At 72.3% G+C, this 24,572-nt stretch carries 26 protein-coding genes and 1 tRNA gene; 22 read left to right on the top strand and 5 right to left on the bottom strand.

What is annotated here, in order from left to right; all coding sequences use genetic code 11:
* Nucleotides 1-27 precede the first annotated feature (27 nt).
* Nucleotides 28-1,272 (bottom strand): hypothetical protein, encoded by a 1,245-nt coding sequence (locus tag ACSDG8_RS13650; RefSeq protein ID WP_439427930.1) that lies wholly within the window; start codon nt 1,270-1,272, stop codon nt 28-30.
* 81 nt (nt 1,273-1,353) lie between these two features.
* On the opposite strand from ACSDG8_RS13650, the gene ACSDG8_RS13645 reads away from it, so the two are divergent.
* The 6 genes from ACSDG8_RS13645 (at nt 1,354) to ACSDG8_RS13620 (ending at nt 7,243) form a co-directional block, all read left to right on the top strand.
* Nucleotides 1,354-2,259, top strand: coding sequence for a TatD family hydrolase (locus ACSDG8_RS13645; protein WP_439427929.1), 906 nt, complete (start codon nt 1,354-1,356; stop codon nt 2,257-2,259).
* A 79-nt stretch (nt 2,260-2,338) separates the two neighbouring features.
* Nucleotides 2,339-3,208 carry a 16S rRNA (adenine(1518)-N(6)/adenine(1519)-N(6))-dimethyltransferase RsmA gene (gene rsmA / locus ACSDG8_RS13640; RefSeq protein ID WP_210897892.1) on the top strand — a complete coding sequence of 290 codons (870 nt, stop codon included), beginning with the start codon at nt 2,339-2,341 and terminating at the stop codon, nt 3,206-3,208.
* Nucleotides 3,209-3,292: 84 nt separating this feature from the next.
* A complete protein-coding gene (locus tag ACSDG8_RS13635) occupies nt 3,293-4,246 on the top strand; it encodes a 4-(cytidine 5'-diphospho)-2-C-methyl-D-erythritol kinase (protein WP_030501156.1) in 954 nt (317 codons plus the stop codon).
* 63 nt (nt 4,247-4,309) lie between these two features.
* The gene (locus tag ACSDG8_RS13630; protein WP_210897887.1) at nt 4,310-6,109 is read left to right on the top strand and encodes an ABC-F family ATP-binding cassette domain-containing protein; all 1,800 of its coding nucleotides are present in this window, start codon (nt 4,310-4,312) and stop codon (nt 6,107-6,109) included.
* A gap of 97 nt (nt 6,110-6,206) precedes the next feature.
* The gene (locus ACSDG8_RS13625; protein WP_116503855.1) at nt 6,207-6,662 is read left to right on the top strand and encodes a DUF4383 domain-containing protein; all 456 of its coding nucleotides are present in this window, start codon (nt 6,207-6,209) and stop codon (nt 6,660-6,662) included.
* 113 nt (nt 6,663-6,775) lie between these two features.
* The gene (locus ACSDG8_RS13620; RefSeq protein WP_210897885.1) at nt 6,776-7,243 is read left to right on the top strand and encodes a DUF4383 domain-containing protein; all 468 of its coding nucleotides are present in this window, start codon (nt 6,776-6,778) and stop codon (nt 7,241-7,243) included.
* A 36-nt stretch (nt 7,244-7,279) separates the two neighbouring features.
* Here the strand turns inward: ACSDG8_RS13620 and ACSDG8_RS13615 are convergent, their stop codons facing one another.
* On the bottom strand, nt 7,280-7,924 hold the full coding sequence (locus ACSDG8_RS13615; RefSeq protein ID WP_210897884.1) for a TetR/AcrR family transcriptional regulator: 645 nt from the start codon (nt 7,922-7,924) through the stop codon (nt 7,280-7,282).
* 110 nt (nt 7,925-8,034) lie between these two features.
* Here ACSDG8_RS13615 and ACSDG8_RS13610 point away from each other — a divergent pair, with 110 nt between their 5' ends.
* A complete protein-coding gene (locus tag ACSDG8_RS13610; protein ID WP_210897883.1) occupies nt 8,035-8,493 on the top strand; it encodes an ester cyclase in 459 nt (152 codons plus the stop codon).
* A 32-nt stretch (nt 8,494-8,525) separates the two neighbouring features.
* Here the strand turns inward: ACSDG8_RS13610 and ACSDG8_RS13605 are convergent, their stop codons facing one another.
* Nucleotides 8,526-9,194 carry a TetR/AcrR family transcriptional regulator gene (locus ACSDG8_RS13605; protein WP_210897881.1) on the bottom strand — a complete coding sequence of 223 codons (669 nt, stop codon included), beginning with the start codon at nt 9,192-9,194 and terminating at the stop codon, nt 8,526-8,528.
* 74 nt (nt 9,195-9,268) lie between these two features.
* Here ACSDG8_RS13605 and ACSDG8_RS13600 point away from each other — a divergent pair, with 74 nt between their 5' ends.
* From ACSDG8_RS13600 to ACSDG8_RS13560, 9 genes are all read left to right on the top strand, one after another.
* Nucleotides 9,269-10,006 carry a resolvase gene (locus ACSDG8_RS13600; protein ID WP_439427928.1) on the top strand — a complete coding sequence of 246 codons (738 nt, stop codon included), beginning with the start codon at nt 9,269-9,271 and terminating at the stop codon, nt 10,004-10,006.
* A gap of 47 nt (nt 10,007-10,053) precedes the next feature.
* Nucleotides 10,054-10,124, top strand: a tRNA-Gln gene (locus ACSDG8_RS13595).
* A gap of 33 nt (nt 10,125-10,157) precedes the next feature.
* Nucleotides 10,158-11,663: a bifunctional UDP-N-acetylglucosamine diphosphorylase/glucosamine-1-phosphate N-acetyltransferase GlmU gene (gene glmU / locus ACSDG8_RS13590; RefSeq protein ID WP_439427927.1), complete on the top strand. Its 1,506-nt coding sequence runs from the start codon at nt 10,158-10,160 to the stop codon at nt 11,661-11,663.
* A gap of 116 nt (nt 11,664-11,779) precedes the next feature.
* Nucleotides 11,780-12,760, top strand: a complete 981-nt coding sequence (locus ACSDG8_RS13585) for a ribose-phosphate diphosphokinase (protein ID WP_030501163.1) — start codon at nt 11,780-11,782, stop codon at nt 12,758-12,760.
* 283 nt (nt 12,761-13,043) lie between these two features.
* On the top strand, nt 13,044-13,739 hold the full coding sequence (locus ACSDG8_RS13580) for a 50S ribosomal protein L25/general stress protein Ctc (RefSeq protein ID WP_116503866.1): 696 nt from the start codon (nt 13,044-13,046) through the stop codon (nt 13,737-13,739).
* A 100-nt stretch (nt 13,740-13,839) separates the two neighbouring features.
* Complete coding sequence (gene pth, locus ACSDG8_RS13575; RefSeq protein ID WP_210897876.1) at nt 13,840-14,430, top strand: aminoacyl-tRNA hydrolase; 591 nt, start codon at nt 13,840-13,842, stop codon at nt 14,428-14,430.
* A gap of 39 nt (nt 14,431-14,469) precedes the next feature.
* Nucleotides 14,470-15,303, top strand: a complete 834-nt coding sequence (locus ACSDG8_RS13570) for an inositol monophosphatase family protein (RefSeq protein WP_439427926.1) — start codon at nt 14,470-14,472, stop codon at nt 15,301-15,303.
* Between the two features lie 80 nt (nt 15,304-15,383).
* Nucleotides 15,384-16,295 (top strand): sulfate adenylyltransferase subunit CysD, encoded by a 912-nt coding sequence (cysD, locus tag ACSDG8_RS13565; protein WP_439427925.1) that lies wholly within the window; start codon nt 15,384-15,386, stop codon nt 16,293-16,295.
* Nucleotides 16,295-17,596 carry a sulfate adenylyltransferase subunit 1 gene (locus ACSDG8_RS13560; protein ID WP_439427924.1) on the top strand — a complete coding sequence of 434 codons (1,302 nt, stop codon included), beginning with the start codon at nt 16,295-16,297 and terminating at the stop codon, nt 17,594-17,596. The genes cysD and ACSDG8_RS13560 overlap by 1 nt, the downstream gene beginning before the upstream one ends.
* A 98-nt stretch (nt 17,597-17,694) precedes the next feature.
* Here the strand turns inward: ACSDG8_RS13560 and galK are convergent, their stop codons facing one another.
* Nucleotides 17,695-18,849 (bottom strand): galactokinase, encoded by a 1,155-nt coding sequence (gene galK / locus ACSDG8_RS13555; protein WP_439427923.1) that lies wholly within the window; start codon nt 18,847-18,849, stop codon nt 17,695-17,697.
* Nucleotides 18,846-19,832 carry a UDP-glucose 4-epimerase GalE gene (gene galE / locus ACSDG8_RS13550; protein WP_073825326.1) on the bottom strand — a complete coding sequence of 329 codons (987 nt, stop codon included), beginning with the start codon at nt 19,830-19,832 and terminating at the stop codon, nt 18,846-18,848. Before galE ends, galK begins: the two co-directional genes overlap by 4 nt.
* A gap of 180 nt (nt 19,833-20,012) precedes the next feature.
* On the opposite strand from galE, the gene ACSDG8_RS13545 reads away from it, so the two are divergent.
* The 6 genes from ACSDG8_RS13545 to ACSDG8_RS13520 all read left to right on the top strand — a co-directional run bounded on the left by ACSDG8_RS13545 (nt 20,013) and on the right by ACSDG8_RS13520 (nt 24,571).
* Nucleotides 20,013-21,029 carry a hemolysin family protein gene (locus tag ACSDG8_RS13545; RefSeq protein WP_247679290.1) on the top strand — a complete coding sequence of 339 codons (1,017 nt, stop codon included), beginning with the start codon at nt 20,013-20,015 and terminating at the stop codon, nt 21,027-21,029.
* Between the two features lie 33 nt (nt 21,030-21,062).
* Nucleotides 21,063-22,088 carry a tryptophan--tRNA ligase gene (gene trpS / locus ACSDG8_RS13540; RefSeq protein ID WP_210897866.1) on the top strand — a complete coding sequence of 342 codons (1,026 nt, stop codon included), beginning with the start codon at nt 21,063-21,065 and terminating at the stop codon, nt 22,086-22,088.
* Nucleotides 22,089-22,120: 32 nt separating this feature from the next.
* Complete coding sequence (locus ACSDG8_RS13535) at nt 22,121-22,684, top strand: 2'-5' RNA ligase family protein (RefSeq protein WP_210897864.1); 564 nt, start codon at nt 22,121-22,123, stop codon at nt 22,682-22,684.
* Nucleotides 22,685-22,740: 56 nt separating this feature from the next.
* Entirely contained in the window at nt 22,741-23,682 is a 942-nt protein-coding gene (locus ACSDG8_RS13530; RefSeq protein ID WP_210897862.1) for a YhjD/YihY/BrkB family envelope integrity protein, read from the top strand.
* On the top strand, nt 23,679-24,053 hold the full coding sequence (locus tag ACSDG8_RS13525) for a GntR family transcriptional regulator (RefSeq protein ID WP_210897860.1): 375 nt from the start codon (nt 23,679-23,681) through the stop codon (nt 24,051-24,053). The genes ACSDG8_RS13530 and ACSDG8_RS13525 overlap by 4 nt, the downstream gene beginning before the upstream one ends.
* A 74-nt stretch (nt 24,054-24,127) precedes the next feature.
* Nucleotides 24,128-24,571 carry a hypothetical protein gene (locus tag ACSDG8_RS13520; RefSeq protein WP_210897858.1) on the top strand — a complete coding sequence of 148 codons (444 nt, stop codon included), beginning with the start codon at nt 24,128-24,130 and terminating at the stop codon, nt 24,569-24,571.
* Nucleotide 24,572: the final 1 nt, after the last annotated feature.

Here is a 24,572-nt window from a genome sequence, read left to right as displayed (position 1 = left end):
CCCCACGCCTTCCCCACGCGCCCCCGTCTATTCGTGCCGGGCCGGATAGGGCAGATCCACCACCCGGTCGTCGGTCAGCTCGGCGCCCGGCGCCCAGACCTCGTAGACACCCCGTTCCAGGCACTGGGCCCCGGTCGCGGCCACCGCGTCCGGATCCGGACGGCGCAACCGCAGCCGCAGCCAGCCGCCCTCCTCCCGCAGCACCAGGCACTGCGCCCCGCGCCACGCCGCCACCCGCAGCCGCCGGGCCGCCGCGTCCACCGGGTAGCGGGCCGCCCGGGTCATCGCCAGCACCCGGAACCCGCCCGGCTGGTCGGCCACCGCCTCGTACTCCGAACCCGCGAACGTGCCGACGAGCCGGGTGGAGCGCGGCGCCTCGCCGGTCGGCACGTACTCCTGGTCGGCGGACAGGCCGGGCACCGCGGCGAGCAGGTGCCGCCACTGCGGACCGGCCAGGCGCAGCCAGCCCCGCTGCTCCGCCTGGTAGGTGTAGAGCACCACCTCCACCCCCTCGGCCGGATAGGCCAGCAGCGTGGCGTTCGCCGGCATCGGCAGGTCGGCGAAGTCCCGGGTGACGAACTCCGGCACGAGCTGCCCGTTGCTCGGCACGAACCCGGTACCGAGCACCGGCGGCCCCAGCCGGTCCCGGGGCGGCAACGCCATCAGTCCCCGGTGCGCGTCGCCCACCGGCACGTCGTAGTCGGCCGGGTCGGCGGCCCGCCAGCGCAACGCGTACGCCACGTCACCGCCCTCGGAGTCGCCCCGCAGCACCGCCATCCCGGCCGGAGTGCGCAGGTGCGCCACGTCGTGCTCCCGGTAGCAGAAGCCGTGCGGCAGCCAGCCCCGCACGTAGCCGGCGAGCTGCCGGGCGGAGAGCACCTTCACCATCCGGGTGCCGGGCCGGACCACCGCCGAGGCCCGCACCGCGGCCAGCGTCGGGTCACCCGCCGCCCCCGGCTGCTGGCTGAGCCGATGTACGTACTCCCAGCCCCGGTCCCGGTGCACCGGCATCAGCAGCGGCGCGTCCGTCTCGTCGGCCGGACCGTCGGCGCCGTGCACCGCGTCCACCTCGGTCGCGTGCACGAACCGGCGCCACGGGTAGCCGCCCCCGGGGCGGGGACACCACTCGAACCCGGGCGCCTCGTCGGCGCTGAACAGCTCGTACGCGGCACCCCGGGCGATCTCCTCGGCCGGGTGCACCCGGCCGCCGTACGTCACGCGCAACCCGGCCCGGTCGGAGGCGGGCCCGCCGGCCTGGTCGGTGACGGTCACTCCAGGACGCTAAGCCCGCCAGATGTGGGGCGTGTGAACAGCCGGTGGCGGTCCGGGAACGCCGCCGGAGGCCGGTGTGTGATGCTGGCGGCGATGACCGAGCAGACCGAGACCCGCAAGCAGCGCGCCGCCCGCCGGGCCGGGGAGTTCCCGCCCGCGCCCGAGCCGCTGCCCGTGCCCGTGCTGGACAGCCACACCCACCTCGACATCACCGTCGGCGAGTTCGGGACACCCCCGGGCGGCGCCCCCGGCGACGACCCGCTGACCGCCGCGATCGCTGTCGCCACCCGGGCCGGCGTGGACCGGCTCGTCCAGGTCGGCGTGGACGTCGAGTCGTCCCGGTGGAGCGCCGACGTCGCCGACCGGTACGCCCCGGTGCTCGCCACCGTCGCGCTGCACCCCAACGAGGCGCCCCGGCTCGCCGACCTCGACGAGGCGCTGCGCGCGATCGAGACGCTCGCCGGGCGGGACCGCGTCCGGGGCGTCGGCGAGACCGGCATGGACTTCTTCCGTACCGGCGAGGACGGGCGGGCCGCGCAGGAGGAGAGCTTCCGCGCACACATCGCCATCGCCAAGCGGCACGGCAAGGCGCTCGTCATCCACGACCGCGACGCGCACGCCGACGTGCTGCGCATCGTCGACGACGAGGGCGCCCCGGACACCGTGGTCATGCACTGCTTCTCCGGCGACGCCGACTTCGCCAGCGAGTGCGTACGGCGCGGCTTCCTGCTCAGCTTCGCCGGCACCGTCACGTTCGGCAGCGCCGCCGCGCTGCGCGAGGCCGCCGCCGTCACCCCGCCGGAGCAGATGCTGGTGGAGACCGACGCGCCGTACCTCACCCCGATGCCGTACCGGGGACGGCCGAACGCGTCGTACCTGATCCCGTTGACCGTCCGCTTCCTCGCCGAGACCACCGGCGTCGACCTGGACACCCTCTGCGCCACCATCTCCACGAACGGTGAGCGCGCGTTCGGCCCGTGGCGTTAAGAAGGGGCCCCTCCATATCGCGAGGCGTTAAGAAGGGGCCCTTCCTTCCCCCAGGGCGGGGGCGCTTACGCTACGGGGCGTGACCGGACTCCTCGGCCCGGCGGAGATCCGGGAACTCGCCGCGCGCCTCGGCGTCACGCCGACCAAGAAGCTCGGCCAGAACTTCGTGCACGACCCGAACACGGTGCGCCGCATCGTCACCACCGCAGGGCTGACCCCTGACGACGTGGCGCTGGAGGTCGGCCCCGGGCTCGGCTCGCTCACGCTCGCCCTGCTCCCGGTCGCCGCGCACGTGCACGCCGTGGAACTCGACCCGGCGCTGGCCGCCGCGCTCCCGGAGACCGCCGCGCGCTTCGCCGGTGAGGCCGCCGGGCGGCTCACCGTCCACCCGGCCGACGCGCTGCGGGTCACCGCCGCCGACCTGGCCGACCCGGCGCCGACCGCGCTGGTGGCGAACCTGCCCTACAACGTCGCCGTGCCGGTCGTGCTGCACCTGCTCGCCGAGCTGCCCACGCTGCGGCACGGCCTGGTGATGGTGCAGAAGGAGGTCGCCGACCGGCTCGTCGCCGGTCCCGGCTCCAAGGTGTACGGCATCCCGTCGGTCAAACTCGCGTGGTACGCCCGCTCCCGGGCCGCCGGCAAGGTCCCGCCGAACGTGTTCTGGCCGGTGCCGAACGTCGACTCCGGGCTGGTCGCGTTCACCCGGCGCGAGCCGCCCCGCCCGGACGTATCCCGGAAGGCCGTCTTCGCCGTCGTCGACGCCGCGTTCGCCCAGCGCCGCAAGACGCTGCGCGCCGCCCTGGCCGGCTGGGCCGGCGGCGCGGACCGGGCCGCCGCGGCGCTCACCGCGGCCGGTGTCGACCCGGGCGCACGCGGCGAATCGCTCACCGTGGAGCAGTTCGCCGCCATCGCCGCGTCGGCCCCCGACGGCTCCGCCGCCGAGCAGTAGGCTGGCGCCGTTGCCCGACCCCGCCGAGGAGCTGACCGTGCAGAAGCCGTTCGACATCCGCCCGCGTCCAGGGGAGCTCACCCGGTGACCGAGGCATGGCGACCGGAGGACGAGGACGGGCAGCGACGCGGGGCCAGCGGCCCGGTCAAGGTGCGGGTGCCCGCCAAGGTCAACCTGCATCTCGGGGTGGGACCGCTGCGGCGCGACGGCTACCACGAGCTGAACACCGTCTACCACGCGATCTCCATCTACGACGAGCTGACCGCCCGGCGCGGTGACACGCTCACCCTCACCATGGAGGGTGAGGGCGCCGGAGAGCTGGCGCTCGACGACACCAACCTGGCGCTGCGCGCCGCGCACGCGCTCGCCGGCTACGCGGGCGTCGCCCCGCACGCCCGGCTGCACCTGCGCAAGCAGATCCCGCTCGCGGGCGGGCTCGCCGGCGGCAGCGCCGACGCCGCCGCCGCGCTCGTCGCCTGCGACACGCTCTGGGGCACCGGGCTGTCCCGCGACGAACTCGCCGGCATCGCCGCCGACCTCGGCTCCGACGTGCCGTTCCTCATCCACGGCGGCACCGCGCTCGGCACCGGCCGGGGCGAGGCGGTCAGCCCGGTGCTGGCCCGCCCCACCTCCTGGCACTGGGTGGTGGCGATCGCCGACGGCGGCCTGTCCACCCCGGCCGCCTACCGGGAGCTGGACCGGCTGCGCGACGCCGGCGCCGCCGGCACGCCGCTGGGCAGCACCGACGCGCTGCTCGCCGCGCTGCGCCAGCGTGACCCGCGGGTGCTCGCCGCCACGCTCGGCAACGACCTCCAGGACGCCGCCCTGACCATGCGTCCCTCGCTGGCCGAGACGCTCAAGGCGGGCGAGGCGGCCGGCGCGCTCGCCGGCATCGTCTCCGGCTCCGGGCCCACCTGTGTCTTCCTCGCCGCCGGCGAGGCCGACGCGGGCCGGATCGCCGCCGAGCTGACCGCCGCCGGGGTGTGCCGGGAGGCCCGCGTCGCGCACGGACCGGTCGCCGGCGCCCGCGTGGTCTGAGGCCCCGTACCCTTGACTCAGGCGTCCCGGGCCCCGGGACGCCTGAGTCGTGAAAGGTGGGGAATGGCCAACATCGTCAACCTGGACCGGGTGTCCAAGGGGTACGGCGCCGCCGGGCCGCTGCTCACCGACGTCTCGCTCGGCCTCGACGACGCCGACCGGGTCGGCGTGGTGGGCCTCAACGGCGCCGGCAAGTCGACGCTGCTGCGGCTGCTCACCCGCGCCGAGGAACCCGACGACGGCCGCGTCACCCACCGCCGCGACCTGCGCGTCGCCTGGCTGCCGCAGCGTCTGGACCTGGCCCCCGAACTCACCGTGCGGGACGTCGTGCTCGGCACCGCCTGGCTCGGCGAGAGCATGGGCGCCGAGCACGAGTGGGCCGGCGACGCCGGTGTGCGTGCCATCCTCGACGGCCTCGGCATGCCCCACCTCGGCCTGGACACGGCGGTCGGCCCGATGTCCGGCGGGGAACGCCGCCGCGTCGCGCTCGCCGCCCTGCTGGTCCGCGACGCCGACCTGCTCGTCCTCGACGAGCCCACCAACCACCTCGACGTCGGCGGCGTCGACTGGCTGGCCCGGCACCTCGTCACCCGCAAGGGCGCGCTCGTCGTGGTCACCCACGACCGCTGGTTCCTCGACGCCGTCTGCACCGCCACCTGGGAGGTCGCCGACCAGACCGTCCGGGCGTACGAGGGCGGCTTCGCCGCGTGGACGCTGGCCCGCGTCGAGCGGCAGCGCGTGGCCGCCGCCACCGAGGCCCGCCGGCAGAACCTGCTCCGCAAGGAGATCGCCTGGCTGCGCCGCGGCGCCCCGGCGCGCACCTCGAAGCCCAAGTTCCGCATCGACGCGGCGAACGCGCTCATCGCCGACGTGCCGGAACCCCGCGACACCATGTCGCTGCAACGGCTCGCCACCGCCCGGCTCGGCAAGCAGGTGTACGACCTCGAAGGCGTCCGGCTGCACGCCGGCCCGAAGGAGATCCTGCACGACACCACCTGGCAGGTCGGGCCCGGCGACCGGGTGGCCATCCTCGGCCGCAACGGCGCCGGCAAGACCACACTGCTGCGGATGCTCGCCGGGGTGACCGGCCCCGACGGCGGGCGCTTCGCCGCCGGGCAGACCGTCCGGCCCGCGTTCCTCTCCCAGGAACTCGCCGAACTTCCCGGCCACCTGCGTGTGCTGGAAGCCGTCGAGGAGGTGGCCCGCCGGGTGCAGTTCGGCGACCGGGAGATCAGCGCCGCCCAGCTCGCCGAGATCTTCGGCTTCGACGACCGGCGGCTCTGGACCCCGGTGAGCGACCTCTCCGGCGGTGAGCGCCGCCGCCTGCAGATGCTGCGCCTGCTCGCCGGGGAGCCCAACGTGCTCCTGCTGGACGAGCCCACGAACGACCTGGACACCGACACGCTCGCCGCGCTGGAGGACCTGCTCGACTCGTGGCCCGGCACGATCGTGGTGGCCAGCCACGACCGCTACCTGATCGAGCGGGTCACCGACGTCGCGTACGGCATGTTCGGCGACGGCCGGCTGGTGCACCTGCCCGGCGGCGTCGACGAGTACCTGGCGCGCGCCGCCGCGGCCGGCGGCCCGGCGCCCGCCGACCTCACCCCGGCCACCGCGGCGCCGGCGCGCGAGGGCATGTCCGCTGCCGAGGTACGCGTCGCGAAGAAGGAACTCAACCGGCTGGAACGGCAGATCGCCAAGCTGGAGCAGAAGGAGGCGGCCCTGCACGAGCAGCTCGCCGCGAACGCCACCGACTACGCCCGGGTCGCCGAGCTGGACGCACAGCTCAAGGAGGTACGGGCCGAGCGGGACCGCACCGAGGAGACCTGGCTGGCCCTGGCCGAGGAGCTGCCGGGCGGCTGACCTGCCGCCGGGGTGGGGGGTGTGCGGCGTCACTGACCGGCGTACGGGACAATCACCGGTGGAACCCTCGTCCGAACGGTCTTTTGGAGACGCAGAGATGGCCCACACCCCCGTCAACCACCCCGCGCGGCCGATCTACCGGGCGATCGGCGGGATCGTTGGTCTGTACTTCGTCGTCTTCGGCGGCCTCGGCGTCATCGCCAGCGCCGGCGGCGACTTCTTCGCCCAGGACGACACCAAGGTCCTCGGCCAGGGCACCAACATGGCGTTCTCGCTGGTGTCCGTGCTCGTCGGCGTGGTGATCCTGGTCGGCACCGCGATCGGCCGCAACCTCGACGTGGCGGTCAACCAGTGGCTGGCCTACACCCTGATGGTGATCGGCCTGGGCTCGCTGGCGTTCCTGCAGACCGACGTCAACATCTTCAACTTCTCGATCATGACCGACGTCGTGGTCCTGACCCTGGCGCTGGTGCTCCTGATGGCCGGCATGTACAGCAAGGTCGGCTCCGACGAGGAGCACGAGGCGTGGCAGAAGGCCCGCCTGGTGCTCTGACCCCTCTCGTACGAAGGCCCGGCGCGGCGCGCCGGGCCTTCGGTGTTTTCCGGACGCGAACGGACAACCCAGGCGACAATTGCCCCGAATCAGTCACACGACTGGAGGGCACCATGGCGCACTTCCCGGTGAACCACCCCGCGCGGCCCCTCTACCGGGTGCTGTCCGGGCTCATCGGCCTCTACATCCTGGTCTTCGGCGTCTACGGCGTCTTCCTGACCTGGGGCGAAGGACTGTTCGGCCGCGGCAGTGACTGGGCGCTGGGCCTGCGTACCAACCTGGCCTTCTCGCTGGTCTCGGTCGTCTTCGGCGCGGTCCTGCTGGTCGGCGCGTCCCGCCGCGACAACCTCGGCCACTACATGAACCTCACCGCCGGCGCGGTCTTCCTGGTCACCGGCATCCTGATGATGTCAGTGCTGCAGACCTCGGCGAACTTCCTGAACTTCTCGATGTCGACGGTCATCGTGTCGCTGCTGTTCGGGCTGGTCCTGCTCGCCACCGGCCTCTACGACAAGGTCGGCACCCCGGAGCAGTCCGAGGAGGAGCGGCAGCGCCGCTACCACCCGATCGCCGAGCGCTGAGCCGGCTGTCGTCGTCGCCACTACGGGCGGCCCGGCTCATTCCCGCGTCGAGGGGCCGTCGTCGGCCTGGTCGGCCTGGTCGGCCTGGTCGGTCCGTGGACCGTGGAGCGCGCGAAGCGCGTCGAGTGCGACAGCGGTGAGAACGCCGCGGCCGACACCTGCGCGGCCGAGCAGCTCCATCCCCCGGGTGACCGCCACGAAGTAGACCGCCAGTGACTGCACGTTCGCGTCCTCCGGGAGATCCCCGTTCTCCCGCGCGTGTTCCAGGCATCCGGCGTAGATCCCGGCGAGCTGCTCGATGCCGGCTTTCGTGACAGTCGAGAGCGGATCCTCCTCGCCTGTCGACTCGACGAGCGCGCGCGTGGTGAGCGAGACCCGCCGATCACTGCTGCTGAACTCGATCGCCATGCGGAGCATGTGACCCCGAATTCGTTCCAGCGGCGAAGCGCCGTCGTGCCCGAGCGCTTCCGAGACCGCGCGCGTCGCCTCCTCCCGATCCTCGGAGAGCGCCCGGAGGAACAGCTCCCGCTTTCCGCCGAACGCGTTGTACAGGCTCTGCTTGCCCAGACCGGTTGCCCGCACCAGGTCGTCGAGGGTCGAGGCGGCGAGGCCGTGCACGGCGAACACCTCACTGGCGCTGCTGACGACATCGCTCTCGACGAACTTGCGGGGACGGGGCACGAGGGAAGCCTACGTTATTGACCATCTGGTCAAAAACTTGCTAGCGTGATCGCGGCGGCATCGATGAAGAACTGTTTCCCGCGGCGGCACGACAATCAAGGACGGGCAGAATGAAGAGCAACGAAGAGATCGTTCGCGAGGCATACCGGCTGGCGGAAGGGGACGTCCTCGACGGACACGGCTTTCGCGCCCTGTTCACCGAGGACGGAACGTTCAACGACATGCCCAATGGGCTGACCTTCCGCGGGGACCAGATTCCGCAGGCGCTGACGGGCTTCGCCAGCGTCTTTCCCGACGTCCACCGCGAGCTGCTCGACGTGCATGCTCTCGGTGACGTCGTCGCCGTCGAACTACGAATTCAGGGCACCCACCTCGGCGGTTTTCCCACCCCGGCCGGCGAGATCCCGCCGACCGGCAACCGGATCGACGTGCCGACGGCTGATCTCTGGCATCTCCGTGACGGAAAGATCGAAAGGTTCGACTGCTACAACGCGGCGAACGTGCTGCTCGCCCAGATCGGCGCCGGCCCCGACTTCGACTCGGCGATCGCGGCTGCCGCAGGGGCCTAGCGCCGCCGCACCGCACGGGCCGAGGATCGAGCTCAACCCCGGGGGATCGGACCCGGCTTCGACTCCAGGTGCGACAACCCGTTCCAGGCCAGGTTCACCAGGTGCGCGGCCACCGTCTCCTTGCGCGGCTTGCGCACCTCCAGCCACCAGCGCCCGGTCAACGCCACCATGCCCACGAGCGCCTGGGAGTAGAGCTCCGCCAGCTTCGGGTCGTACCCCCGGATGGAGAACTCGCCCGCGAGGATGTGCTCCACCTGGTGCGCGACGTCGTTCATCACGCTGCTGAAGTTGCCCGTCGCCGACATCAGCGGCGACTCCCGGACCAGCACCCGGAACCCGCTGGTCTCCTCCTCGATGTAGGTCAGCAGCGTCAACGCGGCCTGCTCCAGCAGTTCGCGCGGATTGCCAGCGGTCAGCGCCGTGGTGATCCGGTCCAGCAGGGCCCGGACCTCCCGGTCCACCACCACCGCGTAGAGCCCTTCCTTGCCGCCGAAGTGCTCGTAGACCACCGGCTTGGACACCTTGGCGCGCGCCGCCACCTCCTCGATCGAGGTCGCGTCGAAGCCGCGCTCGGCGAAGATCTGCCGGGCGATCGAGATCAGCTGCTCGCGTCGCTGCGTCGCGGACATCCGCACCCGGGACGGCTTCGCCGCCGGCGCGGGCCGCCGACGGGTGCGGTCACTGCCGGGAGCGTCGGTCACCCGCCCATCCTGCCAGGTGAGGCGAGCGCGGTCCGACCGGTCAATCTGTCGTACGCCAGTTCTAGCCTCCGGGAGTGACCCTCGGTGATCGATCGAACACTCACAACTCCTATCGTGGTCGAAAGCCTGAGCTGCACGCCCAGGCGCTGGCCCTGCGGCGTGCCGGTTGTCCCGTCGGGGAGATCGCCGCGCGGCTCGACGTCTCCAAGTCCACTGCCTATCTCTGGACCCGGCACCTGCCGCTCGACCCGGCGTTGGTGCGGCGTCGTCGTCAGGCCGCGCAGCGGGCCCGCTCCGATGCGCAGTGGGGCGCGCACCGCGCGGCCCGTGACGCGGCCAGGGCGGAGACGATCGCGGCTTCCGCCGAGTGGGTGCGAGGGCTGGGCCTGCGCGAACTGCTGCTGATCGGGGCGGCCATCTACTGGTGCGAAGGCGGCAAGGCCAAGCCGTGGCGTCCGCACGACTGCAGGATCAAGTTCGTCAACAGCGATCCGTTGCTCGTGGGCCTGTTCCTGCGCTTCCTGGATGCCGTCGAGGTCCCGCCCGAGGATCGACGATTTCGGGTGAGCATCCACGAGACGGCTGACGACGCGGCGGCGGTCCGGTGGTGGGCCGCGCGGGTGGGCGTGCGTGCTGATCGCTTTCAGCCCACCACGATCAAGAGACATCGTCCACTGACGACACGCAAGAACGTCGGAGCCGGCTATCACGGCTGCCTGACCATTCACGTGGTCGGCGGAAGCCGGATCTACTGGAGGATCGAGGGGATCATGAAGGGAATGAGCAATGAAGATCCACCACGTGACCGGTAAGGTGTAGGCAGCCGGAGGGCAGCTTCCTTTTTGCCCGTTTTCGACCGTCCCGGGTCGTCTAATGGCAGGACGTCAGGTTTTGGTCCTGATTATAGGGGTTCGAATCCTCTCCCGGGAGCTTCTGCTGTTTGCCCTCCGTCGGGTGGTTAGCATGACCGCGAGACTGTCGCCGTCCCGACGGGAGTGCCACGTCGTGTCCCAGCCCCACCTCCGCACCGTTGTCGTGCTCGCCGCCGGTGAGGGCAAGCGGATGAAGTCGTCCCTGCCCAAGGTGCTCCACCCGCTGCTCGGCCGTACCCTGCTCGGTCACGTCCTCGCCGCGGCCGGGCCGCTCGGTGCGGACCGCACCGTGGTGGTGGTCGGCCACGGCGCCGACCAGGTCCGGGCGCACCTGACCGACGTGGCCCCGGCCGCGACGCCGGTGCTCCAGGAGCGCCAGCTCGGCACCGGGCACGCGGTCCGCATCGCGCTGGACGCGGTGCCGGACGCCACCGGCACCGTCGTGGTGATCAACGGGGATGTGCCGCTGCTGCGGCCGGAGACGGTCCAGGCGCTCGTCGAGGCGCACGAGGACGCCGCCGCGGCGGCGACCGTGCTGGCGGCCGAGGTGCCGGACCCGACCGGGCTGGGCCGGATCGTGCGGGACGTGCAGGGGCAGTTGGAGCAGATCGTGGAGGAGCGGGACGCCTCGCCCCAGCAGCGCGCGCTGCGGGAGATCAACGCGGGCATCTACGCGTTCGACGTGGCCCGGCTGCGCGAGGCGCTGGGCAAGCTCTCCACCGACAACGACCAGGGCGAGGAGTACCTGACCGACGTCTTCGCCCTGCTGCGCGACGCCGGTGAGCCGGTGGCGGTGCACTGCGCCGCCGACCACGTGGAGACGCTCGGCTGCAACGACCGGGTCGAGCTGTCCGCGCTGCGGCGGCTGCTGCGCGACCGGGTGAACGAGGGCTGGATGCGTACCGGGGTGAGCATTCTCGACCCGCACACGACGTGGATCGACGTGACGGTGACCGTCGAGCGGGACGCGGTGATCGACCAGAACACGCAGTTGCAGGGCGCCACGGTGGTCGGCGCGGGCGCGCTCGTCGGCCCGGACACCACGCTCGTGGACACGGTGGTGGGCGCGGGCGCGAGCGTGGTGCGCTCCCACGCGCTCGGCGCCGAGGTGGGGCCGGAGGCCAGCGTGGGGCCGTACGCGTACCTGCGGCCGGAGTCGCGGCTGGGCCGCAAGGCGAAGGTCGGCACGTTCGTGGAGACCAAGAAGGCGTCGATCGGTGACGGGTCGAAGGTGCCGCACCTGTCGTACGTGGGGGACGCGACGATCGGCGAGCACAGCAACATCGGCGCGGCCACTGTCTTCGTCAACTACGACGGGGTGCGCAAGCACCACACCACCATCGGCAGTCACGCGCGTACCGGAGCGGACAACATGTTCGTGGCGCCGGTTCGGGTCGGCGACGGCGCGTACACCGCTGCGGGGTCGGTGATCACCGGGGACGTGCCGCCGGGCGCGATGGCGGTGGCGCGGGGCCAGCAGCGCAACGTGGAGGGCTGGGTGCTGCGCAAGCGGGCCGGTACGGAGGCCGCGGAGGCGGCGCGGCGGGCCGGTGAGGATGCGTCGGAGTCGGGCGGCGCCGCAAGGGAAGGTGACTGACTCCACGGGGATCGGCGGGCCGTGGGTGGATCGCTGAACCGGGGGCATACTGCAACCGAACACTCCCCGGCCCCACCGCCGCCGGGCACCACCGACATACGGGAGCAGACGGGCCCATGGGCAGCATCGTCGCCGAAAACCGCAAGAGCCTGATGCTCTTCTCCGGGAGGGGTTTTCCGGAGCTGGCCAAGGAGATCGGTGAGGTGCTCGGCGTCGCGCCGACGCCGGCCGACGCGTACGACTTCGCCAACGGCGAGATCTTCGTCCGGTACAAGGACTCGGTTCGTGGTTCGGACGCCTTCGTGGTGCAGTCCGTGACGCACGGCGTGAACACCTGGGTCATGGAGACCCTGATCATGGTCGACGCGCTGAAGCGTGGTTCGGCCAAGCGGATCACCGTGGTGCTGCCGTTCTACCCGTACGCGCGGCAGGACAAGAAGCACCGCGGCCGGGAGCCGATCTCGGCGCGGCTGATCGCCGACCTGCTCAAGACGGCGGGCGCGAACCGCATCCTGACCGTCGACCTGCACACCGCCCAGATCCAGGGCTTCTTCGACGGCCCGGTGGACCACCTGTTCGCCATGGACGTGCTGGCCGAGTACGTGGAGCACAAGTACGCGGGCCGGCCGATGACAGTGGTGGCGCCGGACTCGGGCCGGGTACGTGTGGCGGAGCGGTGGACCGACCGGCTGGGCGGCTGCCCGCTGGCGTTCATCCACAAGACCCGTGACCCGCTGAAGCCGAACCAGGTCGTGGCGAACCGGGTCGTCGGTGAGGTCGAGGGCCGGGTGTGCCTGATCGTGGACGACATGATCGACACCGGCGGCACGATCACCAAGGCGGCGGACATTCTCAAGGAGCAGGGCGCGGCGGAGATCGTGGTCGCCTCGACCCACGCGCTGCTGTCCGACCCGGCGACCGAGCGGCTGAAGAACAGCCCGATCAGTGAGGTCGTGGTGACGAACACGCTGCCGCTGCCGTCGGAGAAGCAGCTGGACAAGCTGACCGTGCTGTCGATCGCCCCGCTGCTGGCCCGGGCGATCCGTGAGGTCTTCGACGACGGTTCGGTGACCACCCTCTTCGGTGGCCTGAGCTGATCGTTGCGGTCCGGTCGCCGGTGCTCCGGCGACCGGGCCGATGCCCTGCGGAACCGGCGGGGCGGTGATATGGGGGACTGCCGGAGAGCCGGGAATTCCCTCGGGTAGACTGGTGCGGTTGCCACGGCGAGGGTGCCCGGCGGGCTGCTGACAAGCACCGCACGGAGGCGCCGTCATCGACGCGGTGCTCCGGGCGGTCGTTCATGACCCTAGCCCCAGCGAGCCCCTCGCCCCAGCACCGCCAGACGACAAGCCGCCGCAGCGAAGCATCAGGAGTTTCCCCGTGTCCGAGGTAAAGATCAGCGCCGAGCCCCGTACCGAGTTCGGCAAGGGTGGTGCCCGTCGTACCCGCCGGGCCGGCAAGGTGCCCGCCGTGCTGTACGGCCACGGCGAGAAGCCCAAGCACATCGCGCTTCCGGCGCGGGAGTTCGCCGCCGCGATCCGTAAGGGTGGCGCGAACCAGCTCTTCGCCATCGAGGTCAGCGACGGCACCCAGGTGCTGGCGCTGCCGAAGGCGATCCAGCGTGACCCGATCAAGGACACCTTCGAGCACGTGGACCTGCTGCTGGTCCGCCGGGGCGAGAAGGTCACCGTCGAGGTTCCGGTCCAGCTGACCGGTGAGGCCGCGAAGGACACCCTGATCGTGCACGACCACGACACGCTGTCGGTGACCGCCGACGCGACCAAGGTGCCGGACCACCTGGAGGCGTCGATCGAGGGCGCCGAGCCGGGCACCACGATCACCGCCGCCGACGTCGAGCTGCCGGCCGGCGTCGAGCTGGCCACCGACGACAGCACCGCTGTCGCCTCGGTGACCGCCGCTCCGACCGCCGAGCAGCTCGAGGCCACCCTCCCCGAGGTCGAGGAGGCCACCGAGGAGGCCGAGGCCGAGGTCGGCGAGGAGACCGCCGAGGGCGCCGAGGGTGCTCCGGCCGCCGAGGGCGAGGAGGCCCCGGCCGAGGCGAAGACCGAGGCCTGACCGGTCCGCAAGGCTGTGCGACAGGCGTCCCCGGTTCCCGGGGGCGCCTGTCGGCGTATCGGGACTGCTGGTCGGGCGAGCGAGCGGGAAGGGGCGTCGGGTGACGGACGAGGCGGGGCCGTGGCTGGTGGTCGGCCTGGGCAACCCCGGCCGGGAGTACGCGAACAACCGGCACAACGTCGGGTTCATGGTGGCCGATCTGCTGGCGGCCCGGGTGGGCGCGAAGTTCGGGCGGCACAAGCGCGCGATGGCCGAGGCTGCCGAGGGGCGGCTGGGGTTCGGCGGCCCGAAGCTGGTGCTGCTCAAGCCGTTGACGTACATGAACCTCTCCGGCGGTCCGGTGGCTGGGCTGGCGCAGTTCCACAAGATCCCGCCCGGGCGGGTGATCGCCGTGCACGACGAGCTGGACATCCCGTACGGGCAGGTGCGGGTGAAGTGCGGCGGTGGCGAGGGCGGCCACAACGGCCTGCGTTCGATGTCGAAGTCGCTCGGTACGAAGGACTACGTGCGGGTGCGGTTCGGCATCGGCCGGCCGCCGGGGCGGCAGGACCCGGCTGACTACGTACTCTCGGATTTCTCCTCGGCGGAGCGCAAGGAGCTGGAGTTCCTGGTGGACCGCGCGGCGGACGTGGTGGAGTCGGTGGTCGTCAAGGGCGTGGAGCCGACGCAGAACCTCTACCACGGGGGCTGAGCAGTGGCCGGGGACGGAAGGGCGGGCGACGGGAGCATCATGGGCAGTCCTCCGGTGATCGACGGCGGCTTCGCCCGGTGGCTGGCGTCGCGGGCCGGCCAGGCGCTGACGGCGTTGCGGACGGAGCTGGGCTTCGCCGACGCGGGCGCGCTCCGGTCGGCCGGGGACAAGGTCTCGCACGACCTGATCCGCACCGAGCTGGCGAGGTGGCGGCCGGCGGACGCGGTGCTGTCGGAGGAGGACGAGGGCGCCCGGCTGGCCTGGACGGCGGAGGTGACGAGCGAGGCGTTGTCCCGCCTGACCGCCGATCGAGTCTGGATCATCGATCCGCTGGACGGCACCCGGGAGTACGCGGAGGAGGGGCGCGCGGACTGGGCGGTGCACGTGGCGCTCTGGTCGCGTAACGCGTCGACGCCGCACGGCCTGGTGGCGGGCGCGGTGGGTCTGCCGGCCCAGCACCGGGTGCTCGGCACGGATCATCCGCCGGCCTACCCGCCGATGACTGTGGAGGCGGCTGTGGGCGCCGGCCGGCGGGTCATCCGGTTGGCGGCCAGTCGTAGCCGTCCGCCGGTTTTCCTGACCGATCTGGCAGAGGACGTCGGCGCTCATCTGGTCCCGATGGGCTCGGCGGGCGCGAAGATCGCCGCCGTGGTCACCGGTGAGGTCGACGCGTACATCCACGCGGGCGGTCAGTACGAGTGGGATTCGGCCGCTCCGGTCGCTGTGGCGACGGCCACCGGTCTGCATGCTTCCCGGATCGACGGTTCTGCGCTGAAATACAACGAGGCCGACCCGCGCCTACCGGATCTGCTGGTCTGCCGCAAGGATCTCGCGAGTCGGTTGCTTGCAGCGTTGCAGCGGCATTCCGGGTAACCTGAGCGTTCTTCTTCACGACTCCGACCTGAAAGGTCTGGAATCCCGATGTGCGGATCCGAGCGAATCGAGTTCGTGTCATGACGTCCCCCGCCGCGTACCAGGTGTCGCACCTCGACGCCCTCGAGGCGGAGAGCATCTTCGTGATGCGCGAGGTGGTCGCCGAGATGGAGCGCCCGGTGCTGCTCTTCTCCGGCGGCAAGGACTCGATCGTGATGCTCCGGTTGGCCCAGAAGGCGTTCGCGCCGGCCAACATCCCCTTCCCGGTGATGCACGTGGACACCGGGCACAACTTCCCCGAGGTGCTCGACTACCGCGATCAGCGGGTGGCCGAGCTGGGCCTGCAGCTGATCGTGGCGAGCGTGCCGGAGGCGCTGAACAAGGGCCTGGTCCGCGAGTCCGCCGACGGCATGCGCAACCGCATCCAGACGCCGGTGCTGCTGGAGGCGGTGGAGAAGCACCGCTTCGACGCGCTGTTCGGCGGCGCCCGGCGCGACGAGGAGAAGGCGCGGGCCAAGGAGCGGGTGTTCAGCTTCCGCGACGAGTTCGGCCAGTGGGACCCGAAGAACCAGCGTCCGGAGCTGTGGGCGCTCTACAACGGCCGGCACCACCCGGGCGAGTCGATCCGGGTGTTCCCGCTGTCGAACTGGACCGAGCTGGACGTGTGGCACTACATCGAGCGGGAGCGGATTCCGCTGCCGTCGATCTACTACGCGCACGAGCGCGAGGTGATCGAGCGCGACGGCATGCTCTACGCGGTGAACGAGTTCTTCCGGGCCCGCGCCGGTGAGCAGGCGTTCAAGGCCCAGGTGCGGTACCGGACCGTGGGTGACGCCTCCTGCACCGCGGCGGTCCGCTCGGACGCCGACACGGTGGAGAAGGTGATCGAGGAGGTGGCCGCGACGCGGATCACCGAGCGCGGCGCGACCCGCGGCGACGACCGGGTCAGCGAGGCCGCCATGGAGGACCGCAAGCGAGAGGGCTACTTCTGATGAGCGTCGAGACCATGGCGCCGGCCGAGAGCGAGACCGCGCGGCCGATGGACCTGCTGCGGTTCGCCACCGCGGGCAGCGTCGACGACGGCAAGTCGACGCTCATCGGCCGTCTGCTCTACGACACCAAGTCGCTGTTCACCGACCAGCTCGCCGCCGTCGAGGCGGTCAGCGCGGCGCGTGGCGACGAGTACACGAACCTGGCGCTGCTCACCGACGGCCTGCGCGCCGAGCGGGAGCAGGGCATCACCATCGACGTGGCGTACCGCTACTTCGCCACGCCGCGGCGCAAGTTCATCATCGCCGACACCCCGGGGCACATCCAGTACACCCGGAACATGGTCACCGGCGCTTCGACCGCCGACCTGGCGCTGATCCTGGTGGACGCGCGCAAGGGTCTGGTGGAGCAGTCCCGCCGGCACGCGTTCCTCTGCTCGCTGCTGCGGGTGCCGCACCTGGTTCTCTGTGTGAACAAGATGGACCTGGTGGACTGGTCGCAGGAGGTCTACGAGCGGATCGCCGACGAGTTCACCGCGTTCGCGGCGAAGCTCGACGTGCCGGACCTGACCGTGGTGCCGGTCTCCGCGCTCAAGGGCGACAACATCGTCACCCGCTCGGAGAACATGCCGTGGTACGAGGGGCCGTCGCTGCTGCACCACCTGGAGCGGGTGCACATCGCCTCGGACCGCAACCTGGTCGACGTGCGGTTCCCGGTGCAGTACGTGATCCGGCCGCAGTCCACCACCGTCACCGACTACCGGGGTTACGCCGGGCAGGTGGCCTCCGGTGTGCTCAAGCCGGGCGACGAGGTGATGGTGCTGCCGTCCGGCTTCACCAGCCGTATCGCCGCGGTGGAGACCGCGGACGGCCCGGTGGACGAGGCGTTCCCGCCGATGTCGGTGACGGTCCGGCTGACCGACGAACTGGACATCTCCCGCGGCGACATGATCTGCCGGCCGAACAACGCCCCGATGGCCGTGCAGGACATCGAGGCGATGGTCTGCTGGATGGACGAGACCCGCCCGTTGCAGGTCGGCGGCAGGTACGCGATCAAGCACACCACCCGCTCGGCGCGGGCGATCGTGCGCGGCCTGCACTACCGGCTGGACATCAACTCGCTGCACCGGGACGAGACGGTGGGGGAGTTGAAGCTCAACGAGATCGGCCGGGTCCGGCTGCGGACCACGGTGCCGCTGCTCGCCGACGAGTACCGGCGTAACCGCACCACCGGCGGCTTTGTGATCATCGACGAGGCCACGAACCGTACGGTCGGCGCCGGCATGATCGTCGAGGCCGGCTGACCCCTGCGTTGTAAGGAAGGGCCCCTTGTTAACAGCTCACTGTTAATAAGGGGCCCTTCCTCTACCGCAGGCGTTAATAGGGGGCCCTTCCTTACACCTCACCCGAGGCGGGTGGCGCCTCCGGCGGGGCGGACGGTGAGCGTGCCGGGGGCTGTGAAGCCGCGCTCGGCGTACGCCTCGGTGACGGCGGCGGCCACCGCGTCGGCGGCGTCCGCGTCGACCAGGGCGAGCACGCAGCCGCCGAAGCCACCGCCGGTCATCCGGGCGCCGTACGCCCCGGCGGCCAGCGCCGCCTCGACGGCGGTGTCGATCTCCGGCACGGTGATCTCGAAGTCGTCGCGCATGGAGGCATGCGAGGCGGTCAGCAGCGGCCCGGTGTCGCGGACCCGCCCGGCGCGCAGCAGCGCGACGGTGTCGAGCACCCGCTGGTTCTCGGTGACCACGTGCCGGACCCGGCGGCGGGTCTCGTCGTCGTCGAGGCGGGCCAGCGCGGCGTCGAGGTCGGCCACGTCGACGTCGCGCAACGCGGTCACTCCGAGCGTCGCGGCGGCCCGCTCGCAGCTCTTGCGCCGGGCCGCGTACTCGCCGTCCGCGTGCCGGTGCGGCGCCCGGCTGTCGATCACCAGCACGGCCAGCCCGGCGGCGTCCAGGTCGAACGGGATCTGCTCGACCTCCTCGGTCCGGCAGTCGAGGAACAGGGCGTGCCCGGCCCGGCCACGGATCACCGCGGACTGGTCCATGATCCCGGTGGGCGCGCCGACGTAGTCGTTCTCGGCCCGCTGGGCCAGCCGTGGCCACGCCTGCGCGGGCAGGTCCAGGCCGCCGAGGTCGACCAGCGCGGCCAGCACCGCCGACTCGATGGCGGCCGACGAGGAGAGCCCGGAGCCGACCGGCACGTCGGAGGCGACGGCGAGCCGCGCGCCCGGCACGTCGTGGCCGGCGGCGCGCAGCGCCCACACCACCCCGGCCACGTAGGCGGCCCAGCCGTCGACGCCGCCGGGCTCGTCGGCCTCCGCGGCGCCGAACTCCACCGGCTCGTCGTCCAGCTCCGACCAGACCGTCCAGCGTCCGTCGGGGGCGGGCGCGGCGGCGACCACGGTACGCAGCGGCAGCGCGAAGGGCAGCACGAAGCCGTCGTTGTAGTCGGTGTGCTCGCCGATCAGGTTGACCCGGCCGGGAGCCGCCCAGCGGCCGGCCGGCTCGGTGCCGTACCGCTGCCGGAAGCCGGCCGTGGCGCGGTCGGCGACGGTCATGAGGGCTGCCCCGCGACGTGTGCCCGGTAGAACGCCCACGCGTCGCCGACCATGTCGTGCAGGGTCGGCTTGGCCGGCGTCCAGCCCAGCTCGTCGCGGGCCAGCGCGGAAGACGCGACCAGCTCGGCCGGGTCGCCCTCGCGGCGGGGGGCCACCTCGACCGGCACCGGGTGGCCGGTGACCTCGCGGACCACGTCGACCACCTGCCGGTTGGTGAAGCCGTTGCCGTTGCCCAGGTTGTAGATGCGGTGCCGGCCCGGGGTGGCCGCGTCGAGCGCGAGCAGGTGGGCGCGGGCCAGGTCCTCGACGTGGATGTAGTCGCGTACGCAGGTGCCGTCGACTGTGGGGTAGTCGTCGCCGAAGAGCTGGAGCTTCTCCCGCCGCCCGGCGGCCACGTCGAGCGCGATCGGGATGAGGTGCGTCTCCGGGTCGTGCCGTTCGCCGATGGCCAGCCCGTCGCGCAGGTACGCCCCGGCGACGTTGAAGTAGCGCAGCGAGACAGCGGCCAGGTCGTGCGCGATCGCCTCGGAGGTGAGCGCCATGTCCACGGCCAGCTTGGTCGCGCCGTAGGTGCTGGTGGGGGCCTTGACGGCGGTTTCCGGGATGGGCAGTTCGGTGGGGTTGCCGTAGACGGCGGCGGTGGAGGAGAAGACCATCCGGGGCACCCGGGCGGCGCGGACCGCGTCGATGAGCGCGATCGAGCCGACGGTGTTGGTGTGCCAGTACAGCTCGGGGCGGATCATCGACTCGCCGGCGGCGATCAGGGCGGCGAAGTGCAGCACGCCGTCGAACCCGGCGTCGGGGGTGAGCACCCGGGCGGCCTCGTGCACGGGCAGGTCGACGTGGGTCGCCTCGGGGGCGAGGGCTTCCCGGTGACCGGTGCGCAGGTCGTCCAGCACGGTCACCTGGTGGCCGTGGTCGAGCAGCATCCGGGTCACCACGCTGCCGATGTAGCCGGCGCCGCCGGTGACGAGCAGTTTCACGTCGGTCGTCCTCCTGCCTGGGCCGCGTCGCGCGGCGGCCGTCCCGCGATCACCCTAAGGCCGGGGGCGGTGTCGCGGCTGTCGAGTTGAGTCCGCCTCCATTCCATCATAATCCTTCATGATTGAACAGATCCGAACATCGGCCCGAGCGCACCGTGGCCGCTGTCTACCATCCTTCTCATGCGGGAGGGTGGTGGTCCCGGGCCCCGGCGGCGTCCGTCGGGGCGGCTCCGACGCGAACCCGGCCCGCTGGCCCGTACCGTGGCCCGCCTCGTGGTGCGGGCGGCCGACGGCGCCACCCGCCTGGTGACCGACCTGCTCGGCGCCAGCCCGGTCGCCGGACGGGAGCGGATCAGCGAGGCCGAGCTGCGGGATCTGGTCGCTGCGAACACGCTGCTCGACGCCGACGAGCGCCGGATCATCGACGAGGTGCTGGTGGCCGGTGCCCGGCTCGTACGCGAGGTGATGGTGCCCCGCACGGAGGTGGTCTTCCTCAGCGCCGCCCTGCCGCTGGCGCGGGCCCAGCGGCTGGTCCGGGACGACCCGCACACCCGCTACCCGGTGGTCGACGGCACGCACGACGACGTGGTCGGCATGGTGCACCTGCGGGACGTGCTGCTGCGCCCGGAACCCGACCGGCCGCTGGTGGTCGGCGACCTGACCCGCGAGGTGAAGCGTCTGCCGGACAGCAAGCGCGTGCTCGCGGCGCTGACCGAGATGCGCCGGGAGGGCCACCACCTGGCCGTGGTGATCGACGAGTACGGCGGCACCGCCGGCATCGTCACCTGCGAGGACCTGGTCGAGGAACTGGTCGGCGAGATCCGGGACGAGGAGCACGGCCCGCTCGAACCGGAGGCCGCCGGCCTGCCCGCTGTCGTGGACGGCCGGCTCAACCTGACCGACTTCACCGAACGGACCGGCGTGGCGCTGCCCGCCGGGCCGTACGAGACGGTGGGCGGGTTCGTGATGGCCGCGCTGGGCCGGCTGCCGGTGGCCGGGGACGAGGTGCCGGTGGCGGTCGACCCGGAAGGCGGATCGGTCCCGGTCGATCCGGCCGGCTGGCTGCTGCGGGTACTGACGCTCGACGGGCGGCGGGTGTCCCGCCTGGCGGTCTCCGCCGCGCGGCTGCCCGAGCCCCGGCGTGAGGTGAACGGTCCGCTTCCGCCCGTACCCGCCCGATCCACCGGCCCGTCATGACGGACGCCGGGGCTTGCTGACAGAATTGCCGCCATGTCCGACGTACCCGCCCGCCCGCGCGTCTTCTCCGGCATCCAGCCGACGGCCGACTCGTTCCACCTCGGCAACTACCTGGGCGCGCTGCGGCACTGGGTGGCGTTGCAGGACAGTCACGACGCCTACTACTGCGTGGTCGACCTGCACGCGATCACCGCCGGGCACGACCCGAAGGTGCTCAAGCACCGCAGCCGGGTGGCCGCCGCGCAGCTGTTCGCGCTGGGCCTCGACCCGGAGCGCAGCACGCTGTTCGTCCAGTCGCAGGTGCCCGAGCACCCGCAGCTGGCCTGGGTGCTCGGCTGCATCACCGGGTTCGGCGAGGCCGGCCGGATGACCCAGTTCAAGGACAAGTCGCAGAAGCAGGGCAGCGAGCGGGCCAGCGTCGGCCTGTTCACGTACCCGATCCTGCAGGCCGCCGACATCCTGCTCTACCAGGCGAACGCGGTGCCGGTCGGCGAGGACCAGCGCCAGCACCTGGAGCTCTCCCGCGACCTGGCCCAGCGGTTCAACTCGCTGTTCGGCCGCACCTTCACGGTGCCCGCGCCGCACATCGTGAAGGACACCGCGAAGATCACCGACCTGCAGGACCCGACGGCCAAGATGTCGAAGTCGTCGTCCTCCCCGGCCGGCATCATCGACCTGCTGGAGGACCCGGCCCGCTCGGCCAAGAAGATCCGCTCGGCGGTCACCGACACCGGCCGCGAGATCGTCTTCGACGCCGAGGGCAAGCCGGGCATCAGCAACCTGCTCACCATCTACTCGGCGCTGTCCGGGCGGGGCATCGACGACCTGGTGGCCGCGTACGACGGCAAGGGCTACGGCGACCTCAAGAAGGACCTGGCCGAGGTGGTGCGAGAGTTCGTCACCCCGATCCAGGAACGCACGAACGGCTACCTGAACGACCCGGCCCAGCTGGACAAGCTGCTCGCGCGGGGCGCGGAGAAGGCCCGGGTGGTGGCCGCCGCGACGCTGCGCGACGCGTACGAGCGGGTCGGTTTCTTCCCGCCGGTGCGGTTCGAGTAACGGCCCGGGCGGGACGGGTGGTGGCCGGAGGGATGGCGCGCGACGTGGCGGGCAATGACGCGGCGCCGGGCGGCGCGGACACGATCCAGATCGGGATCGCTGTCGACGTCCCCGAGCCGTGGGGCGGGATGCTCACCCGCCGCCGGGTCGAGGCCGGCGACCCGGCGGCCGTTCCCGCGCACGTCACCCTGCTCGGGCCCACCGAGATTCCGGTACGCGCGCTGCCCGCCGTCGAGGGGCACCTGGCCCGGGTCGCCGCCGCGCACCTGCCGTTCACCCTGCACCTGCGCGGCACCGGCACGTTCCGCCCGGTCACCCAGGTGGTGTTCGTGGCGGTGGCGGCCGGGATCAGCGAGTGCGAACTGCTCGCCGCCGCCATCAACTCGGCGCCCGAGCTGCGGCGCGAGCTGCGTTTCCCCTACCACCCGCACGTCACTGTGGCGCAGGACGTGCCGACCGAGGTGCTCGACAAGGCGTACGAGGATCTGGCCGACTTCTCCGCGTTGTTCCAGGTGGAGGCGTTCACGCTGTTCTCGCACAGCGGGGCGACGCGGTGGCAGCCCCGGCGCGACTTCCGGCTCGGCGGGGCGAGCTGAACATTCGACCGGCCGGGGCTCCTCCGCCACGGGCGGAGATCGGCGAGGATGACGGGGTGAACGTCTTCGGCCGGATCGAGGCGGCGGTGGGGCGCCGCATCGACGCGGCCCGGGGCCGCTCGTCGGCCTTCGACCACGTGTGGCGGGCCGGGACGCTCTACGCCGACCTGCTCGCCGGGCGGCTCGCCGCAGCGATCGCCTACTACGGCTTCTTCGCCGTGTTCGCGCTCGCGCTCGTCGCGTACTGGATCTTCGGCGCGGTGCTGCGCGACAACGAGGAGGTCAGCCGCGGCGCGGCGCACTTCCTGGAGGAGAACCTGCCCTTCCTCGACCCGGCGCAGATCGCCGAGAGCAGCAGCACCGTCGGCGTGGTCGGCCTGGTCATCCTGGTGTTCACCGGCATCGGCTGGGTGGAGGCGATCCGCTCCTCGCAGCGGCTGATGTACGGCTTCAACCAGCAGCCCGGCAACCTGGTGATGCGGCGCCTGGTCGACCTGGGCGTGCTGGTCGCGGTCTTCGTGCTGCTGTTCGTCTCGGTCGCCGCCGTCGACGCGCTGGAGTCGCTGCTGCGCTTCCTGCTGCGCAGCACCGGCTCGGTGGGCCTGACCACGGTCAGCGCGGTGCTGAGCGTGCTCGTCAACGCCGTGCTCGCCGCCGCGCTGCTGCTCGCAGTGCCCCGGCTGCGGATGAGCCGGCGCCGGCTGCGCCCGGCGATCCTGACCATCGCCGTCGGGATCACCCTGCTCAACACCGTCGGGCGCTACTACGTGGTACGCACCGAGCGGAACCCGGCGTACACGGTGGTCGCCACCGCCGTGGGCCTGCTGCTCTACCTCTACCTGCTCAACCAGTTGGTGCTCTTCGGCGCGGCGCTCGCCGCCACCAGCCCGTACGGCCGGGTGGTGGACATGGCCGAGGGCGGGGCACGGGAGGTGGACGTGGAGGCGGACGTGCTCGACGAGGAGACCGAACCGGGGACGCCGGGAGGGGCGGGATGAGCGCGCGGATCCGGATCGACGCCGCGTCGGCGGTGCCGCCGTACGAGCAGGTGCGCGCGCAGTTCGCGGCGCGGATCGGCGACGGGCGGCTGCCGGTGGGCACCCGGCTGCCCGCGGTGCGGCAGCTCGCGGCGGACCTGGGGCTGGCGGTGAACACGGTGGCGCGGGCCTACCGGGAGCTGGAGGCCGCCGGGCTGGTCCAGACGCGCGGCCGGCACGGCACGGTGGTCGCGCCCGGCCGGGACGACGCCACCGACCGGCTGCAACAGGCCGCCGCCGGGTACGCCGCCGAGGCGCGCCGCCTGGGCGTCCCGCCGGAGCGGGCGGTCGCCCTGGTCCGTGCGGCGCTGGAGGCCGGTACGCGTGGCTGAGCGCGGTCCCCTGAGCGGGGGGGAGTCGGGTCGATGCGGTCCCCGGGCGAGTCCCGGCCGACGATGATGGGCCGGTGGGCGCACTCGTGACACTCGACCTGCCGGACGACTCGCCGATGCTCGGCCTGCCGTGGATCATCACGTTCGCCCCGCTCGGCGCCGACGACGAGTGGGAGCCGGTGGTCTGCGGCCCGTACGAGCGGGCGCACGCGCTGGCGCTGGCCGAGGCGGTGGTGGCCGACGAGCAGCTGATGGCGGTGGTGGAGCCGCTGCTGCCGGCGCTCACGCCGGAGGAGATCCGGGGCGAGATCGCCGCCGCGCAGATCGCCGCCGAGGACGAGGCGGCCGAGATCGACCAGGCGGACCTGTACGGCGACTTCGAGGACGTCATCGACGAGGAGCTGGAACGGGCCGCCGAACGCGAGCCGGAGCCCGAGCCGCCGAACCCGCCAGACCGGGAGGAGATCCGGGCTGGGTTCGCCCGGATCGCCGCGCTGCTCACCGCCAAGGGCGGCTGAG

Origin of the sequence: Micromonospora sp. LA-10 (genome assembly GCF_051853095.1) — a bacterium.
In the GTDB taxonomy this organism is placed as follows: Bacteria; Actinomycetota; Actinomycetes; order Mycobacteriales; family Micromonosporaceae; genus Micromonospora; species Micromonospora echinospora_A.
Note: the sequence above shows the minus strand (reverse complement) of the source record. Positions and strands in the feature narration are given on the sequence as shown.

What these genes read in the sequence shown, in the direction of transcription:
- ACSDG8_RS13645 (WP_439427929.1), top strand. Translation starts at nt 1,354, where the DNA reads ATGCTGGCGGCGATGACCGAGCAGACCGAGACCCGCAAGCAGCGCGCC.
- ACSDG8_RS13630 (WP_210897887.1), top strand. Translation starts at nt 4,310, where the DNA reads ATGGCCAACATCGTCAACCTGGACCGGGTGTCCAAGGGGTACGGCGCC.
- ACSDG8_RS13625 (WP_116503855.1), top strand. Translation starts at nt 6,207, where the DNA reads ATGGCCCACACCCCCGTCAACCACCCCGCGCGGCCGATCTACCGGGCG.
- ACSDG8_RS13620 (WP_210897885.1), top strand. Translation starts at nt 6,776, where the DNA reads ATGGCGCACTTCCCGGTGAACCACCCCGCGCGGCCCCTCTACCGGGTG.
- ACSDG8_RS13610 (WP_210897883.1), top strand. Translation starts at nt 8,035, where the DNA reads ATGAAGAGCAACGAAGAGATCGTTCGCGAGGCATACCGGCTGGCGGAA.
- glmU (WP_439427927.1), top strand. Translation starts at nt 10,158, where the DNA reads ATGACCGCGAGACTGTCGCCGTCCCGACGGGAGTGCCACGTCGTGTCC.
- ACSDG8_RS13585 (WP_030501163.1), top strand. Translation starts at nt 11,780, where the DNA reads ATGGGCAGCATCGTCGCCGAAAACCGCAAGAGCCTGATGCTCTTCTCC.
- ACSDG8_RS13570 (WP_439427926.1), top strand. Translation starts at nt 14,470, where the DNA reads ATGGGCAGTCCTCCGGTGATCGACGGCGGCTTCGCCCGGTGGCTGGCG.
- cysD (WP_439427925.1), top strand. Translation starts at nt 15,384, where the DNA reads ATGACGTCCCCCGCCGCGTACCAGGTGTCGCACCTCGACGCCCTCGAG.
- ACSDG8_RS13560 (WP_439427924.1), top strand. Translation starts at nt 16,295, where the DNA reads ATGAGCGTCGAGACCATGGCGCCGGCCGAGAGCGAGACCGCGCGGCCG.
- galK (WP_439427923.1), bottom strand. Translation starts at nt 18,849, where the DNA reads ATGACCGTCGCCGACCGCGCCACGGCCGGCTTCCGGCAGCGGTACGGC.
- ACSDG8_RS13545 (WP_247679290.1), top strand. Translation starts at nt 20,013, where the DNA reads ATGCGGGAGGGTGGTGGTCCCGGGCCCCGGCGGCGTCCGTCGGGGCGG.
- trpS (WP_210897866.1), top strand. Translation starts at nt 21,063, where the DNA reads ATGTCCGACGTACCCGCCCGCCCGCGCGTCTTCTCCGGCATCCAGCCG.
- ACSDG8_RS13535 (WP_210897864.1), top strand. Translation starts at nt 22,121, where the DNA reads ATGGCGCGCGACGTGGCGGGCAATGACGCGGCGCCGGGCGGCGCGGAC.
- ACSDG8_RS13525 (WP_210897860.1), top strand. Translation starts at nt 23,679, where the DNA reads ATGAGCGCGCGGATCCGGATCGACGCCGCGTCGGCGGTGCCGCCGTAC.